Source organism: Hallella faecis, assembly GCF_018789675.1.
Lineage (GTDB): Bacteria > Bacteroidota > Bacteroidia > Bacteroidales > Bacteroidaceae > Prevotella > Prevotella faecis.
This window is the reverse complement of the sequence record NZ_JAHKBE010000019.1, coordinates 21,590-38,285: the sequence shown is the minus strand read 5'-3', so window position 1 is coordinate 38,285 and position 16,696 is coordinate 21,590. Positions and strand designations below refer to the sequence as shown.

The 16,696-nt window shown below is 54.4% G+C and carries 12 protein-coding genes and 1 tRNA gene; 9 read left to right on the top strand and 4 right to left on the bottom strand.

Features of this window, described 5'->3' with window-relative positions:
- Positions 1-2: 2 nt before the first annotated feature.
- The 6 genes from KM934_RS06285 (at position 3) to KM934_RS06260 (ending at position 7,630) form a co-directional block, all read left to right on the top strand.
- Positions 3-1,463 carry a peptidylprolyl isomerase gene (locus KM934_RS06285; RefSeq protein WP_252344918.1) on the top strand — a complete coding sequence of 487 codons (1,461 nt, stop codon included), beginning with the start codon at positions 3-5 and terminating at the stop codon, positions 1,461-1,463.
- On the top strand, positions 1,460-3,154 hold the full coding sequence (locus KM934_RS06280; RefSeq protein ID WP_215759771.1) for an OstA-like protein: 1,695 nt from the start codon (positions 1,460-1,462) through the stop codon (positions 3,152-3,154). Before KM934_RS06285 ends, KM934_RS06280 begins: the two co-directional genes overlap by 4 nt.
- Positions 3,151-3,426, top strand: coding sequence for a hypothetical protein (locus KM934_RS06275; RefSeq protein ID WP_215759770.1), 276 nt, complete (start codon positions 3,151-3,153; stop codon positions 3,424-3,426). Before KM934_RS06280 ends, KM934_RS06275 begins: the two co-directional genes overlap by 4 nt.
- Positions 3,427-3,478: 52 nt before the next feature.
- Positions 3,479-5,338 carry a DNA mismatch repair endonuclease MutL gene (mutL, locus tag KM934_RS06270; RefSeq protein WP_215759769.1) on the top strand — a complete coding sequence of 620 codons (1,860 nt, stop codon included), beginning with the start codon at positions 3,479-3,481 and terminating at the stop codon, positions 5,336-5,338.
- 259 nt (positions 5,339-5,597) lie between these two features.
- Positions 5,598-6,752 carry an OmpA family protein gene (locus KM934_RS06265; protein ID WP_215759768.1) on the top strand — a complete coding sequence of 385 codons (1,155 nt, stop codon included), beginning with the start codon at positions 5,598-5,600 and terminating at the stop codon, positions 6,750-6,752.
- 800 nt (positions 6,753-7,552) lie between these two features.
- Positions 7,553-7,630: transfer RNA gene (locus tag KM934_RS06260), tRNA-Val, on the top strand.
- 85 nt (positions 7,631-7,715) lie between these two features.
- Here the strand turns inward: KM934_RS06260 and KM934_RS06255 are convergent.
- Entirely contained in the window at positions 7,716-7,877 is a 162-nt protein-coding gene (locus tag KM934_RS06255) for a hypothetical protein (RefSeq protein WP_215759767.1), read from the bottom strand.
- Between the two features lie 145 nt (positions 7,878-8,022).
- On the opposite strand from KM934_RS06255, the gene purB reads away from it, so the two are divergent.
- The 3 genes from purB to asnS all read left to right on the top strand — a co-directional run bounded on the left by purB (position 8,023) and on the right by asnS (position 12,390).
- Entirely contained in the window at positions 8,023-9,369 is a 1,347-nt protein-coding gene (purB, locus tag KM934_RS06250; RefSeq protein WP_215759766.1) for an adenylosuccinate lyase, read from the top strand.
- 261 nt (positions 9,370-9,630) lie between these two features.
- On the top strand, positions 9,631-10,980 hold the full coding sequence (locus KM934_RS06245) for a pseudouridine synthase (RefSeq protein ID WP_215759765.1): 1,350 nt from the start codon (positions 9,631-9,633) through the stop codon (positions 10,978-10,980).
- Between the two features lie 15 nt (positions 10,981-10,995).
- On the top strand, positions 10,996-12,390 hold the full coding sequence (gene asnS, locus KM934_RS06240; RefSeq protein ID WP_215759764.1) for an asparagine--tRNA ligase: 1,395 nt from the start codon (positions 10,996-10,998) through the stop codon (positions 12,388-12,390).
- Positions 12,391-12,810: 420 nt separating this feature from the next.
- Here asnS and KM934_RS06235 read toward each other — a convergent pair whose 3' ends face one another.
- From KM934_RS06235 to KM934_RS06225, 3 genes are read right to left on the bottom strand one after another with little or no spacing between them, the layout of a single operon-like run.
- Positions 12,811-13,791, bottom strand: a complete 981-nt coding sequence (locus KM934_RS06235; protein WP_215759763.1) for a CvfB family protein — start codon at positions 13,789-13,791, stop codon at positions 12,811-12,813.
- Complete coding sequence (locus KM934_RS06230; RefSeq protein ID WP_215759762.1) at positions 13,788-14,486, bottom strand: ABC transporter ATP-binding protein; 699 nt, start codon at positions 14,484-14,486, stop codon at positions 13,788-13,790. Before KM934_RS06230 ends, KM934_RS06235 begins: the two co-directional genes overlap by 4 nt.
- A 54-nt stretch (positions 14,487-14,540) precedes the next feature.
- Positions 14,541-16,673: a cation:proton antiporter gene (locus KM934_RS06225; RefSeq protein WP_215759761.1), complete on the bottom strand. Its 2,133-nt coding sequence runs from the start codon at positions 16,671-16,673 to the stop codon at positions 14,541-14,543.
- Between the last annotated feature and the right edge of the window lie 23 nt (positions 16,674-16,696).

The following is a 16,696-nucleotide window of genomic DNA, read 5'->3' as shown; positions in this document are numbered from 1 at the left end:
GTATGAAGAAAACTATATATACCATAGCGGCCATGTTGGTCTTCGGACTGACAGCCATGTCGGGCGTGGAGCAGGCATCTCGTGCCACATCCTCGCAGGCAGAAGCCGCTGCGCCTGACCAGTCAACAACCAACGATTCGGTGGTGAAACCTGAGGTTGTCGCCCCCGAGAGCAGTGTTGTCGATGAGGTGATATGGGTTGTGGGCGATGAGCCCATCCTGAAGTCTGACGTCGAAGCCATGCGCATGCAGGGGCTTGCCGAAGGTGTTACCTGGGGAGGCGATCCCGAGTGTGTCATCCCTGAGCAACTGGCTGTGCAGAAGTTGTTTCTCCATCAGGCCGCCATCGACTCCATCGAGGTGACCGAGAGCGAGATCTCGGCAGGCATCGACCAGCAGATCAATCGTTGGATACAAATCGCAGGCTCGCAGGAGAAACTGGAAGAGTATAGGAAACAGACCCTCAAGGAGATGCGTGCCGATATGCACGATGAGTTCAAGAACCAGCAACTCATTGAGAAGATGCGCAAGAAGTTGGTGGAAGACGTCAAGGTGACGCCCGCCGATGTGCGCACCTATTTCCGCAATATGCCCGCCGACAGCGTGCCTTTCGTGCCTACCGAGGTGGAGGTGCAGATCATTGAGCATCGGCCCCGCATCAAGCAGGAGGAGGTCAACCGCGTGAAGAATCAGCTTCGCGACTTCACCGACCGTGTCACCAAAGGCGAATCGTCGTTCGCTGCGTTGGCGCGTCTGTATTCGGAGGACCCCGGATCGGCACGCCAAGGTGGCGAGATGGACTATGTGGGACGTAGCCTGCTCGACCCTGCGTTTGCCAATGTGGCATTCAACCTGACTGACCCGAACAAGATTTCCAAGATCGTGGAGACCGAGTTTGGCTATCATATCATCCAACTTATCGACAAGCGTGGCGACAAGATCAAGGTGCGTCATATCCTTCTGAAGCCGAAGGTGTCGCAAGATGAGATCGACGCTTCCATGAGTCGCCTGGATTCTTTAGCCGCCGACATTCGTGCTGGTCAACTTACGTTCGACTACGCCGCCACCATCCTTTCCGATGACAAGGACACCAAGAACAACAAGGGACTGATGTCGAACCCCACCAACGATGGCATGACGTCGCGTTTCCAGATGAAAGACCTGCCTACCGAGGTGGCTCGCGTTGTCGACACCATGAAGGTTGGCCAGATATCCGCACCGTTTGAGATGGTGAGCCGCAGCAATGGAAAGACAGTTGTTGCCATTGTGAAGCTGAAGTCGCGTGTCGAAGGTCACAAGGCCACCATCACTGAGGATTTCCAGGTCATGAAGGATGTGGTTCTCGCCAAGGAACGCGAGAAGGTTCTTACCGACTGGGTCGTCGATAAGATCAAGCACACCTACGTGAGGATGAAGGACCGCTATAAGAATTGTAATTTCCAATATCAGGGATGGGTTAGATGACGGCAACTGATAAACATCAAAGATATTACCGTGGGCATAGGGTCATCCTGACGATGGCTCTATGCTTCTTTGTCATAGGCACCCTGCAAGCCTTCTTGGCGCCCCGCAAGGCGAAGAAGAGACCTGTGGACAACAAGGTCTATCTTCTCCATGCCGATGAGTTGCGCTACGACATGGCGGGCCCCAATCCCGACGCCCAGATTGCCAAAGGCCATGTGGCGTTTAAGCATCAGGGCGCTTTCCTCAGCTGCGACAGTGCTTATTTTTACCAAGGTTCCAACTCGGTGAAGGCTTTTGGCCATGTGCGTTTTCGTCAGGGCGACACGTTGTCGCTGACCTGCACGCGCGCTTGGTATGATGGCGAGGGGCAGATGATGGAGGCCCGCAATAACGTGGTGCTCAAGCATCGCAAGCAGACGCTTTATACCGACAGCCTGAACTACGACCGTTTGTACGAGTACGCTTATTTCTTCAATGGCGGCAAACTGGTCGATGGAAAGAGCCAGTTGAGCGCCGACTGGGGTGAGTACCATACCGAGACACGCCTCGCCAAGTTTAATTACGACGTGCAACTTCGTACGCCAAAGAACCAGGTATCCACCGACACGCTCTATTACGACACACGAAAGTCGCGCGCCCATGTGGTGGGCCAGTACACGTCTGCCAAGGGGCACGGCAAGGTAGGCCCTTCGATCATCAAGGGTGAGAATGGCACCATCACCACAGAGAACGCCTATTTCAACACCCAAAATGACCAGGCCGAGATGTTCGGACGGTCGACGGTGGTCAACGGCCCGAAGACCATTACCGGCGACACCTTATATTATGACAGCAAGAGCGGCAATAACCGTGGCTTGGGCAACGTGGTGTTTGTCGACAACGAGAACAAGAACACCCTGACCTGTGGCGAGGTGGTTTACAACGAGCATACAGGCATGGGCTTCGCCACAAAGGACGCGCTGGTCAAGGACTACTCGCAGAAGGACACGCTCTTTATGCACGCCGACACCATGCGCATCGAAACCTTCAATATCAACACCGACTCTGTGTATCGCAAGGTGCATTGTTATCCGCACATGCGGGCCTTCCGCCTTGACGTGCAGGCCATTTGCGACTCGTTGGTGTTCAACTCGCAAGACTCGTGCATGACCATGTATCGCGACCCCATCGTGTGGAATGGCACGCGCCAGTTGTTGGGCGAGGTGATCAAGGTGTATATGAACGACTCCACCGTTCGTGAGGCCCATGTCCTTGGACAGGCCTTGTCGGTTGAGGCCATGCCCGACAGCGTCCACTACAACCAAGTGGCGTCGCACGACATGTTTGCCTATTTCCAAGACGGAGTCATTCGCCGGAGCGACGCCATAGGCAATGTCAAGTCGGTTTATTTCCCCGTCGACGACAAGGACACGACGCTCATTGGCCTAAACTATATGGAGACCGACACCATGCGCATGTATCTCACCCCCGAGCGCAAGCTCCATCATATATGGACCAACAAGGTGAAGGCCACGTTGTATCCGATGACACAGATCCCGCCCATGAAGTTGAAGCTCGAGAGTTTCGCATGGTTCGACGCATTGCGCCCGGTGGATAAGGACGATGTGTTCCATTGGCGTGGCAAGGCCAAAGGTACCGAGCTAAAGAGCATAGAGCGCCATGCGGCCCCGTTACAGCAACTTACCTTATGAACCTACTCGTCCAAACCACCAAGCCACGCCGTTTCAGGCATCCTATGATGTATTCCGACGAGCGCCGTGAACGTCTTCAGCAGTTGGAGGCACGCGCCAAACGCGAACTGGGCATGGAGAGTGGTGAATCGGCGGTCGATACCGACGCTGCCGAATCGCTTATCTCCTTCCGTCGCACCACGCGCCGCAAGGACCGATCGTTTGTGGCAGGTCTTGCCATTGCCGGTCTGTTGCTGGTGTTCCTTTTGGCATGTTTCTTGCCATGGTTGTGACGCCAGCCCCAACCTATTACCTACTTATAATAAACAGAACCCACCCTAAATCATGAGTGATATCATACAATTGTTGCCCGACTCAGTGGCCAACCAGATAGCTGCCGGCGAGGTTATCCAGCGCCCGGCGTCGGTTATCAAGGAATTGGTGGAAAACGCCATCGACGCCGGTGCCACACGCATTGACGTGCTGGTGGTCGACGCGGGCCGCACGTCCATCCAGGTCATCGACGACGGTAAGGGCATGTCGGAGACCGATGCGCGCCTCTCCTTTGAGCGCCATGCCACGTCGAAGATACGCCAGGCCGACGACCTCTTCAACCTCCATACCATGGGCTTCCGTGGTGAGGCGTTGGCGTCGATAGCCGCCGTGGCCCAGGTGGAGCTCAAGACTCGCCAACGTGGCGAGGAGATAGGCACGCACCTGTCGATTGCCGGATCGCGTTTCGTTGGCCAAGAGGCATGTGCCTGCCCTGAGGGTTCCAATTTCATGATCGAGAACCTCTTTTACAATGTTCCCGCCCGCCGCAAGTTTTTGAAGTCGAACACCACTGAGCTCAACAACATCCTCACGGCTTTCGAGCGCATCGCACTTGTTTATCCCAAGGTGGCCTTCACCTTCCGCAGCAATGGCTCGGAGATGTTCAACCTTCGTGCCGGTGGCCTTCGCCAACGCATCGTGGACATCATTGGCAAACGCATCAACCAGGACCTGCTGCCCCTGAACGTGGAAACATCCGTTTGTGTCATTCATGGCTTTGTGGGCAAACCCGAGAGTGCCCGCAAGAAAGGCGCCCAGCAATACTTCTTTGTTAATGGCCGATACATGCGGCATCCGTATTTCAACAAGGCGGTCATGTCGGCCTTCGAACGTTTGGTTCCCCAAGGCGAGCAGGTGCCATACTTCATTTATTTTGATGTCGACGCCCAGGACATCGACGTCAACATCCATCCCACCAAGACCGAGATAAAGTTTGAGAACGAGCAGGCCATCTGGCAGATCCTGTCAGCCGCCGCGAAGGATGCCGTAGGCATGTTCAACGACGCGTCGACCATTGAGTTCGACACCGAGGGCAAGCCCGATATCCCCCTGTTCGACCCCACCCGGCAGGCCGACCTTCCTAAGGTCGACTTCAACCCCCAGTACAATCCCTTCAAGGCCACGCCCTCGTCGGTGTCGCATGCGAGCAAGATTGACGGTGAGCCGAGTGGCGAATACCACACCTCGCGCCTCACCGACCAGTGGCAACAGCTCTACGAGGGTCTCGACAGTGCCGCCAAGCCCATGTCGGAGCCCCTGTTTTCCGACCCCGTGGCCCCTGCTGCCGACGAGAGCGTCATAGAGGAGAAATCGCCTGCCCACTACCAATACAAGGGACGTTTCATGATGACCGCCGTCAAGTCGGGCCTCATGATCATCGACCAGCACCGCGCCCACATACGCATCCTCTTCGAGAAATACCAGCGCCAGTTGGCCGCCCGTAAGTCGCATTCGCAGAAGTTGCTCTTCCCCGAGACGGTGCAGCTCACCGCCCAGGAGGCCGTCACGCTCGAGCAGATCCTTGGCGAGATGACCGCCATGGGCTTCGACCTGTCGCCGTTGGGCGACAACACCTTCTCGGTCAACGCCATTCCCGAGGGGTTGGAAGGCATCGATGTTGGCTCGCTTGTGCGCGACATGGTGGTAGGCGCCCAGGAGCGCGGCACGTCGGCCGTGCAGGAAATCAACGATTCGCTGGCCTTGAGCATGGCGCGCGCCGCAGCCATTCCCTATGGTCAAGTGCTGAGCAACGACGAGATGGAAAACCTCATCAACCAACTCTTCCTTTGCCAGAACGCCAAATACACTCCCGACGGCAAGAGCGTCCTAAGCATTTTCAAGCAAAAGGACATAGAGCAATTGTTTGCGTAACTCTCCAACGGCCGTTAGACCGAAGTGTTAAAATCTAACAGCCGATTCGGATTTAAGGGTGTTCGTATGATATTGTGACATGACATTTGAGGGGGAAATAGGCTTGAAACGTTGACAATGAACATTTTCTTGTGAGATTTTTAATTATTTTATCAGAAATAAAGTCAGTATTTAAAAAATATTATTAACTTTGCCGTTGGATGAATAGGCTTTAAGAGTATATTCGAATTAATTATTGATCGTTTAACAAATAAAGATTATGAAAAAGTTATTGATCGCAATGGCGTTTGCCGGTCTCTCTTTGTCTTCAATGGCTCAGGAGACTGCAGATCCCACACTGAAGTACAGTGTCGCCACAAATTCTTTCTGGAGTAACTGGTTTGTTCAGGGTAACTTCACTTGGACAGCTTTCTACTCAAACGAGGAAAAGGGTATGGGTTGGACCAAGAGCCCTGTGAAGGACTTCCGCCGCGATATGGGCTTCTCAGCCGCTATCGGTAAGTGGTTCACTCCGGGCATCGGTATCCGTGCCAAGTTCAATGGTATCTGGGGTAAGGACGTTCCCAAGGAGAACGCCTACAACACCTGCATGCACAACAAGTATTGGAACCTTCAGGGTCAGGCCCTGTTCAACCTGAGCAACCTTTTCTGCGGTTACAGCCCCACACGCGTCTGGAACATTTCTCCGTACGCTGGTATTGGTTTGGTTCGCAACATGTCGCTGAACTCTTACTGTATGGCTGGTAGCGCTGGTATCTTGAACCAGTGGAGAGTGTCTAAGCGCGTGCAGATCAACCTCGACGTCCAGTATAACATCATGGGCGATGATTTCGAGGGTGTTGATGAGTCATTGGCATACGGTGGCCACGAGAAGAGAAACCACGACCAGATCGTTTCTGCTGAGATTGGTTTGACTTACAACCTCGGCCGTTGCACTTGGAACAAGACTCCCGATGTGGACGCTATCAAGGCTCTCGCTCAGAGCCAGATCGACGCTCTTAACGCTCAGCTCAACGACGCTAACGCCGAGAACGCTCGTCTGAAGAACCTGCTCGCTAACAAGTCCGATGATAACAAGGCTGTGAAGGAGTTTGTAAACACTCCGATCTCTGTGTTCTTCAACATCAACAAGACCAACATCGCTTCTCAGAAGGATCTCGTGAACATCGAGGCTTTGGCTAAGTATGCCAAGGAGAACGGTGCCAAGCTGAAGGTCGATGGTTATGCTGACAGCGCTACAGGTAACGCTTCTATCAACCAGCGCCTCTCTGAGGGCCGTGCCAACACAGTTGCCGACGAGCTCGTGAAGATGGGTGTTGACCGCAGCAAGATCACCACACAGGGTCATGGTGGTGTCGACGAGCTTTCGCCCGTCTCATTCAACCGCCGCGCTACTGTTAAGGTGGCCGACTAATTACATTGACGGTTAAAAGCCACAAATAACTGGGCGTCTCCCTTGGGGAGGCGCCCTTTTTGTTGGATGGCTCCAGGTGCGCCTGGCCAGGATGTGTGTGTTGCGGCCGAAAATAGCCAACAAACTATAGTGAAATCTACACATTTCTTTTTCACGACACAATAATTTGCCGCAAATATGCTATTTGTGGTGCGTTTTCGCAATAAGCTAACAATCAGCGTTTTACGTTCCGCTCGTCGCTTTTCGCGTTCCGCTTTTTACATTCCGCCTCACCGTTAGGCATGTTTCGTGGTGCGAAACATGCCCAAAGGCAAGACGAAACCTGCCTTTTCGAGGCACCGATAGGCATCTTTGGCAACTCAATACCTGCCTAATCGCACCATCACGCTTCAATTCCCGTTCTCCGAATCCGTAAAAACGGCTTTTTCGTGCTCTATTTCGTCCGAAATCTCGTACCAACTTTTTCACCAAAAATCCCTACACAGGCAACGCTGAGACCGCCCGGCATGGCAAGAGGCACCTCCTGTTGAGGGTGTTATGGCAAATGTTCCATGTGGTGGCCCATACCAAAGATGATGATTGCGTGTTACGATTCTGCATAAATTTCCGGTGTCAAGCATGGCCGTTTCGGCCTGTTCGAAACCAAGCGATTCGGCCCGAAAACTAACGGTCGGTTGGGGGAGGAAAGATTGTTTTGTGCCCGAAATGATGCAAAAACGCACTTTTTCTGCAAAAAGTTGCCGAGAAATTTGGTGGAAAGGAATAATAGTCGTACCTTTGCACCCGCAAATGAGCAATAAGGGCGTTTAGCTCAGTTGGTTTAGAGCATCTGCCTTACAAGCAGAGGGTCGGCGGTTCGAATCCGTCAACGCCCACCAGGGGTGTATCCTGTGGTTCTTCGGAGCTGCAGGTTTTTTTTTGTTTTATGTGAAGCCTTGGCCTGTCAGGTCTCAAGGCTTTCTGCTAAAGAAGATTAACCCCATCGATCATTAGTATTTCAATTCTTGTTAGTGTTTGTTTCGGGCAGGTTTCGACAGTCGCGCCCAAATGCATCACGTCGGCTCCCTCGATCTTCAGCATGATGGTTTTCGTCAGTTCGTAGCGGCTCTCGAAGCCGTAGTACATGTTCCTTGTGCGTGTGAGGCCGGCGCGATGCGACATTGTGTTATGGCCAAGGCGTTAAAAACCGTTAGATGCAACATTTTTATTGCGAGAATATCTATCGTGTCGAATTTAATTCGTAATTTTGCAGACGTGATAATATAAGGATATGGAACTTGATTTGTTGACAGCAATTTCTCCAGTTGATGGCCGTTACCGTGGTAAGACAGCGCCCCTGGCAGATTATTTTTCAGAGTATGCACTCATTCGTTATCGTGTGCGCGTTGAGATAGAGTATTTCATCACATTGTGTGAATTACCCTTGCCCCAGCTCGCCTCGTTCGATCATGCCCTTTTCGATCGTTTGCGCGACATCTACCGCTCCTTCAACGAGGAGTCGGCACAGCACGTGAAGGATATTGAGAAGGTTACCAACCACGATGTCAAGGCCGTGGAGTATTTCATTAAGGAGGAGTTCGACAAGATTGGCGGGCTCGAGGCTTACAAGGAGTTTATCCATTTCGGCCTCACCTCTCAGGATATCAACAACACCAGCGTGCCCCTTTCCATTAAGGAAGCGCTTGAAGAGGTGTACTATCCTCAGGTGGAAGAGCTCATCGACCAGTTGCAGCAGTATGCCGATGAGTGGAAAGACGTGCCCATGTTGGCCAAGACCCACGGTCAGCCTGCTTCGCCCACACGCTTGGGCAAGGAGGTCATGGTGTTTGTGTATCGCCTCACCGAGCAGCTCAAGGAGCTGAAGGCCTGCAAGATGACCGCCAAGTTTGGTGGCGCCACAGGCAACTTCAACGCCCACCATGTGGCCTATCCCAACTACGATTGGAAGGCTTTCGGCAATAAGTTTGTCAGCGAGAAGTTGGGCTTGCAGCGCGAGCAGTGGACCACGCAGATCAGCAATTACGACTGCCTGGCAGCCGTGTTCGACGCCCTTCGCCGCATCAACACCATTATCATCGACCTCGACCGCGACTTCTGGATGTACATCTCCATGGAGTATTTCAAGCAGAAGATCAAGGCTGGTGAGGTGGGCTCAAGCGCCATGCCCCACAAGGTCAACCCCATCGACTACGAGAACAGTGAGGGCAACCTCGGCATGGCCAACGCCGTGCTCCAGTTCCTCGCCAGCAAGTTGCCCGTCAGCCGCTTGCAGCGCGACCTCACCGACTCTACCGTGCTGCGCAACGTGGGTGTGCCATTGGGCCACAGCGTTATCGCCATACAGAGCACCCTCAAGGGCTTGCGCAAGCTCATCCTCAACGAGCAGAAGCTCAGCGAGGATCTCGACAACACATGGGCTGTGGTGGCCGAGGCCATCCAGACCATCCTGCGCCGCGAGGGTTATCCCCATCCCTATGAGGCGCTCAAGGCGCTCACCCGCACCAACACCAAGATGACAGAGCAAACCATCCACGAGTTTGTGGAGACGCTCAACGTCAGCGAAAGTGTGAAGCAGGAGCTGCGTGCCATCACGCCCCACAACTATACGGGCATGTAATTCTCCGGTGGGAGCCGCGAGAAGGCAGGTCGGTGAGATTTGCAAAAATAAAACAACAGAGAACATTTAAATATCATTTACTCATCAAGAATTGAACGAAGAACACTGCTAACTTACTAATTTCCGCTCTCCCCTTGCGGTGGAGACGGTTGGTTCGGGATATAGGTAGGCGTTAGTTGCGCTAAATCCATTATCGGAACTGCCAAGGCCGGGAAGGTCAAACGGTATAGTTTAAAGTTCAAACGAAAAAGATTTAAGATTATGTCAGAAGAAATGGAGAACAAGTCTTTGAGCTCATCAGAGAATCAGAGCCAAGAGAGAGAAGGCGGCCGTGAGGGCTACAGCAGACCTTCAGGTTATCAGAAAGATTATCACAGTGGCGGTCGCCCACAGCGTCCGCGCATCCACACGCAGCGCGCATACAGCTCCGACCGTGGCCACAGCCAGGGCGAGGGCGGTTTCCGTCCCGAGGGCTTCGGCGCCGGCTTGCAGAGCGGTGGAGAGCAGAGCGGTTATCAGTCTCGCCAGCAGGGTGGCTACCAGCCCCGTCAGGGTGGTTACCAGCCTCGCCAGCAGGGTGGCTATCGTCCGCGCTATAACAACAACAATCAGGAGGAGGGTGGCTACCAGCCCCGTCAGGGTGGTTACCAGCCCCGCCAGCAGGGTGGCTACCGTCCGCGCTATAACAACAACAATCACGAGGAGGGTGGCTACCAGCCTCGTCAGGGTGGCTATAACCGCCAAGGTGGCTACAACCGTCAGGGAGGCTATAACCGTCAGGGTGGTTACAACCGTCAGCAGGGTGGCTATGGTCAGCGTCCCGGATACGATCCCAACGCTAAGTATAGCATGAAGAAGCGTATCGAGTATAAGGAGGAGCACATCGACCCCAACGAGCCCATCCGCCTCAACAAGTATCTGGCCAACGCTGGCGTGTGCTCACGCCGTGAGGCCGACGAGTTTATCCAGGCAGGCGTCGTCACCGTCAATGGTGTGGTGGCCACAGAGCTGGGTATGAAGGTGAAGCGCTCCGATGAGGTGAAGTTCCAGGACCAGCCGGTTTCTTTGGAGAAGAAGGTGTATGTGCTGCTCAACAAGCCGAAGGATTACGTTACCACAAGCGACGATCCCCAGCAGCGTAAGACCGTGATGGACCTCGTGAAGGACGCTTGCCCCGAGCGCATCTATCCAGTTGGCCGCCTCGATCGCAACACCACCGGTGTGCTGTTGCTTACCAACGATGGCGACTTGGCCAGTAAGCTCACTCACCCCAAGTTCCTCAAGAAGAAGGTGTACCACGTGTTCCTCGATAAGAATGTGAGCGAGGAAGACCTGCAGAAGATTGCCGAGGGCATTGAGCTCGAGGATGGTGAGGTGCATGCCGACGCCATTGAGTATGCCGACGATCGCGACAAGAGCCAGGTGGGCATTGAGATCCACAGCGGCCGCAACCGTATCGTGCGCCGTATCTTCGAAAAGCTGGGCTATCGTGTTGTGAAGCTCGACCGCGCTCAGTTTGCCGGATTGACAAAGAAAAACCTTCGCCGTGGCGACTGGCGTTTCCTCACCGAGCAGGAGGTGGAGATGCTCCGCAACGGTATGTATGAATAGTAAATAATAGGTATCATGTCTACAAGAACAAAAGTCGTCGATGCCCTGGTGAGCACCGACTATGGTAAAGAGATTACAGTCAAGGGATGGGTGCGCTCGCACCGCAGCAGCAAGGCTGTCGACTTCATCGCTCTGAACGACGGTTCTACCATCAAGAATATCCAGGTCGTAGTAGACCCCGCCAAGATGAACGAGGAGGATCTGAAGAGCATCACCACGGGTGCTTGCATCCGTGCCACGGGATTGCTCGTGGAGAGCCAAGGTAAGGGACAGACCTGCGAGGTGCAGGCCGAGGAGATTGAGATCTACGGTCTCTGCCCGTCCGACTACCCCATGCAGAAAAAGGGACAGAGCTTCGAGTATATGCGTCAGTATGCTCACATGCGTTTGCGCACCAATACCTTCGGCGCCGTGTTCCGCATTCGTCATAATATGGCCATTGCCATCCATAAGTATTTCCATGAGCACGGATTCTATTACTTCAACTCTCCGCTCATCACAGCCAGCGACTGTGAGGGCGCTGGTGAGATGTTCCAGGTGACAACGCTCGACCTGGACCGTGTGGCCAAGAGTGGCAAGGTGGAGTACGACAAGGATTTCTTCGGCAAGAAGACCAACCTCACCGTGTCGGGTCAGCTCGAGGGCGAGCTTGGTGCCACGGCTCTGGGTGCCATCTACACCTTCGGTCCTACCTTCCGCGCCGAGAACAGCAACACGCCGCGTCACCTCGCTGAGTTCTGGATGATTGAGCCTGAGGTGGCTTTCATGGACAAGAAGGAGCTGATGGACCTCGAGGAGGACTTCATCAAGTATTGTGTGCAGTGGGCTCTCGACAACTGTAAGGACGACCTTGCGTTCCTCAACCAGATGATCGACAAGTCGCTCCTGCAGACCTTGGAGAGTGTGGTTAAGGAGGACTTTGTTCGCTTGACTTATACCGAGGGTATCGAAATCCTGCAGCAGGCCGTCAAGGATGGCCATAAGTTTGAGTTCCCCATCTCGGGTTGGGGCATGGACCTGGCCAGCGAGCACGAGCGTTATCTCGTGGAGGAGCATTTCAAGCGCCCCGTCATCATGACCGATTATCCCGCAGAGATCAAGTCGTTCTACATGAAGAAGAACCCCGACGGCAAGACCATGCAGGGTACCGATGTGCTTTTCCCGCGTATTGGCGAGATCATCGGCGGCTCTGTGCGTGAGGAGAGCTATGAGAAGCTTATGAGCGAGATTGAGCGCCGTGGTATGCGCGAGCAGACCTACGACTGGTATCTCGACACACGTAAGTATGGTTCGTGCCCCCACGCTGGATTCGGACTGGGCTTCGAGCGCCTCATCCTCTTCGTTACGGGCATGCAGAACATTCGCGATGTCATTCCTTTCCCGCGTACACCGAAGAACGCTGAGTTCTAAAGCACGCGATACATTGACCTAATCATAACGCTTGGCGATGAAGGAGCAATCCTCCTCGCCAAGCGTTTTTGGTTGATGGGGTGGGGCAGTGGCGTTGGCATTTGTCCCCATTCCTATGAACTCAAATCGTCATTAGACCGAAATAGGTGAAATGGTAGGTTGTTATTGCTTCTTTCCAACTCTTGTCAGCGTTTCTTTCGACATCTTGCTTCCATTCGCATTTCGACATAGCCCGCTATGGCTTTGGCCGCGACTGTCGCAACCTGCTCGAAACAAAAACTAACAAGAATTGAAATCTAATGACGATTTAGGTTGAACTGTTTGCGCAGAAGCCCTTACATCTCGTATAACGTTGAGCCCCGCTTCATCCTTGGCTTATAGGATGGAACGGGGCTCAGGGTTATAAATGGTGGCGTGTTTCTATCTGTGTTTGTAGGGCGTTGGGCGTTGGGGATCCTGCTGAGGGTTGGAGGGCTCAGAGGCGACGAGCGTCAGGCCGTTGTCGCCCAGTGTGATGAGGCGCTTCTTGTAGAGGTCGCCCACGGCACGTTTGAACACCTTTTTGCTAACCTGGAACATTTGCTTGATGTCTTCGGGCGCGCTGTTGTCGCACAGAGGGCAGTGGCCGTCGTGCTCCTTCAGCCATTGCAGCAGGGTGTTGGAGAAGTCCATGGTTTGGCGATGGCCCGTCAGTTGTAGGCTGATATCCATCTTGCCATCGGGGCGAAGGCTCAGCAAGTAACCCGTCAGGCGGTCGCCTGTGTGGATGGGTTGGAATATCTGGTCCTTGTAAACCAAACCGCCATACTGGTTGTCGACGATGACCTTGAAGCCCAGGTCGGTCTTCTGCCACACCAAGAGCGGAAGGGGCTGGGCCGACGCCACGCCCTTCGAGTGCTCGCCCTCGCCTTGCTGGGTGGCCGTGGGGAAATCCTCTGCCTTGGGCTGGCTGAGATATTTGTCGACCTTGGCTGAGGCCACGATGCGGTAGCTCTCCTCATCCACGTGGATATGAACGATGTAATACTCGCCAATCTCCATGTGGCGTTTCTGCTCATGGAACGGGCAGAACACGTCTTTCATCAGTCCCCAGTCGAGGAAAGCGCCATATTTGTTGACCCATGTGCATTTCAGGTAGGCGAAGTCGCCCACCTTGGCCAACGGCTGTTCGGTGGTGGCAATGAGGCGTTCGTCTTGGTCGAGGTAAACGAAGCATGTTACGTCGTCGCCCTCTCGCACCCCTTGGGGCACATATTTGGCAGGCATGAGAATGTCGCCCTCGGCTCCGCCGTCAAGGAAAATGCCGAAGGTTTCCTTGCCTCCATAGGCGTGGGGGTTGGGGCGCTCGGCCAATCGCGTCATCTTAAGCGTGTTGTAGTCGCCAATCTTGATGGTATTCATACGGTAGTGGTTGTGGGGTCGTTGGGTGAAGTGATGGTGCTCTCGGGCATCAGCAGGCCGTCTTTCATGTGGATGGTACGGTCGGTGATGGCAGCCAACTGCTCGTCGTGGGTGACAATGACGAACGTCTGGCCAAACTTGTCGCGCAGGTCGAAGAACAATTGGTGCAGTTCGGCCTTGTTCTTGGTGTCGAGACTGCCCGACGGCTCATCGGCAAGGATCACGGCCGGTTCGTTGACCAAGGCTCGTGCCACGGCCACACGTTGCTTCTCACCGCCCGAGAGTTCGTTGGGCTTGTGGTTGGCGCGGTCGGCGAGTCCCAGAAATTGCAGCAACTCCTCGGCGCGCGCCTTGGCCTCGCTGCGCCCTTTGCCAGCGATAAACGCGGGAATCATGATGTTCTCCAAGGCCGTAAACTCAGGCAGAAGTTGGTGGAACTGGAAGACAAAGCCGATATGGCGGTTGCGGAAATCGGACAGTTTGTTGGTCGAAAGGCCCGACACGTTGATGCCGTCGACGGTGACCGATCCACTGTCGGGGCGGTCGAGGGTGCCTATGATTTGCAGCAACGTGGTCTTGCCGGCGCCCGAAGGGCCAACGATCGATACGATTTCGCCCTTGCCAATGTGTAGGTCGATGCCTTTGAGCACCTGGAGGTTGCCGAATGATTTGGTGATACCTTGAATGTTTATCATAAGAATGGGTGTTTTCGTCCGGTGGTGGCTTGACGGGTCGCCACTTGGGAGGTGTTATTTTTTGAACCAATGGCGATGGCGTTGCAACCACTCGTGGATGGCCTCGTAAGCCGACTGCTCCTCGGTGTGCAGCGGTTGTGCGAAGGTCATGGTAGTCTTGTCGTCGCCAAACTGGTCGGGGAAGATAATCATGAGGTTCTTGCCCGTGAAGTATTTGGTGAGCTCCTCAGGCAGACGCTCTTGCGCGTTCTTGTACGACACGGTGCCTTTTCGGGCCGTTACGACCACGAAGAGATGGTCTTCCTGGATGGTGGAGGCCAGCTTGGGCATCTCGTTCCAGTGCTCCATCGATAGGTATTCGGCGCGCATCTGTGGATGGTGGTTGCGCACAAACTCGTTGATCATGATCAGCGTGTCGCCTCGTCCGTGGAAGATGATGCGGCACTCGAGGTTTTCCGTGAGCCTTGACAATCGCTCCAACCAGCGATAGAAGCCCGGCTCGTATTGGGCGCGCGAGGGCACCGCCACCTCTATGCGGCGCAGGGTGGCCAACGGGTGGTGCAGACGCGCCATGATAATTTGGCGGTTCAGGCCGTTGAACAGGCTCTGGTGGAACTGTCCCCAGAACTTCGGCGACACGTTGGCGTGCATGTGCATGCCAATGAGAATCTCCGAAGCCTCAAACTCCTTGAAGGCGTGCTTGATGCCATTGGCAATGTTGGCGGCCACGCGCACTTGTGTTTGCAGCTTCACATCCGACCCGGCGGCATATTGGGTTACCTGCTCCAGCAGTCGGCGCCCTTGTTCCTGGTAGCTCCGCATGTTCTCGTCGTCGTACACCACGTTGAGCGCCATGATGCCTCGGTTGAGTTTTGGGTTGCGCATCATGATGGCCATAGCAATCAGTTGGTTGGCGTATTCGGGGTATTTCACGGGCACAAGGATGCGCTCGTCGTCGTGCGTCTCATTGTCGTGCGCCACGTCTTTGTCGCGCATGACGATGCGTTGGGCCGACCATTCAGTCATCATCGATGATATGATGCAGGTAAACAGAATCATGATGACCACACCGTTAAGCATGCTTTCGTTCACGAGAAGTTGCCCATCGTCGGTCTTCAGCCCTATGCCCACCATGATCATGGCGATGGCTCCCGCGGCGTGGGCTGAGGTCAGGCCAAACATCATGTGGCCTGAGGAGATGGGCATGCGGAACAAGGTGCAGGCCAAATGTGCCGCTATGCCCTTGCCCAATGTGCCGAACACCACGATGCAGATCACCACCCAGATGATGTTTCCGCCGGCGAAGAGCAGGCGTAGGTTGATGAGCATGCCCACACCGATGAGGAAATAAGGGATGAACAATGCGTTTCCGATAAACTCAATGCGGTTCATCAGGGGCGACACATGGGGTATGTACCGGTTGAGAATGATGCCGGCGAAGAACGCTCCGAAGATGCCTTCCAGTCCCACCAGGTCGGCGAGCGCCGCGCAAAGGAAGAGAATGGCCAATACAAAGATAAATTGCATGACGGCGTCGCTGTAGCGTCGGAGAAACCATCGGGTAAGGCGGGGCACAAGAAAGATGACGCCTGCGCAATAGGCGGCGAACTTAACGGCGAACCCTATCCAAAACAACGTGTCGCCACCGCCCTTGTGTGCCGTTACGATTCCGGCCACCAGGATGAGCGATATGAGCAGGCTGAGCATGGTGGAGCCCACGCTGAGCGTTACGCTGGGCTTGAGCTGCAGTCCGTATCGTGAAATGATGGGGTAGGCCACCAAGGTGTTCGACGCCATGATACATCCCAAGAGGAACGACGACGCCGAGTTATAGCCCAGTAAGGCCATGCTCGTGAAATAGGTTATGGCAAGCGGAACGAAGCATGTGAGCAGGCCAAAGACAATGATGCGGTTCTTGTATTTCTTCACGCCATCCATGTCCATCTCGAGCGATGCGAGGAACATGATGTAGTAAAGTCCCACGCGTCCGAACAGTTCGAAGGAGGCGTCGCGCTCCAATATGTTGAGCCCGTACTGCCCGACGAGCACTCCTGCCAAAACCATTCCGATGATATGCGGTATGCGTAGCTTGCCCATGATGATGGGCGCAAATAGAATGATTAGCAACACCACAAAGAAGATGAGTGTGGGGTCGGTGATGGGAAAGTATGAGGCTATGTTTGGCATGCCGTTTGGAAATGCTTTGTTGT

Coding starts and splice junctions, on each gene's coding strand:
- KM934_RS06285 (WP_252344918.1), top strand. CDS start 3: ATGAAGAAAACTATATATACCATAGCGGCCATGTTGGTCTTCGGACTG.
- KM934_RS06280 (WP_215759771.1), top strand. CDS start 1,460: ATGACGGCAACTGATAAACATCAAAGATATTACCGTGGGCATAGGGTC.
- KM934_RS06275 (WP_215759770.1), top strand. CDS start 3,151: ATGAACCTACTCGTCCAAACCACCAAGCCACGCCGTTTCAGGCATCCT.
- mutL (WP_215759769.1), top strand. CDS start 3,479: ATGAGTGATATCATACAATTGTTGCCCGACTCAGTGGCCAACCAGATA.
- KM934_RS06265 (WP_215759768.1), top strand. CDS start 5,598: ATGAAAAAGTTATTGATCGCAATGGCGTTTGCCGGTCTCTCTTTGTCT.
- KM934_RS06255 (WP_215759767.1), bottom strand. CDS start 7,877: ATGTACTACGGCTTCGAGAGCCGCTACGAACTGACGAAAACCATCATG.
- purB (WP_215759766.1), top strand. CDS start 8,023: ATGGAACTTGATTTGTTGACAGCAATTTCTCCAGTTGATGGCCGTTAC.
- KM934_RS06245 (WP_215759765.1), top strand. CDS start 9,631: ATGTCAGAAGAAATGGAGAACAAGTCTTTGAGCTCATCAGAGAATCAG.
- asnS (WP_215759764.1), top strand. CDS start 10,996: ATGTCTACAAGAACAAAAGTCGTCGATGCCCTGGTGAGCACCGACTAT.
- KM934_RS06235 (WP_215759763.1), bottom strand. CDS start 13,791: ATGAATACCATCAAGATTGGCGACTACAACACGCTTAAGATGACGCGA.
- KM934_RS06230 (WP_215759762.1), bottom strand. CDS start 14,486: ATGATAAACATTCAAGGTATCACCAAATCATTCGGCAACCTCCAGGTG.
- KM934_RS06225 (WP_215759761.1), bottom strand. CDS start 16,673: ATGCCAAACATAGCCTCATACTTTCCCATCACCGACCCCACACTCATC.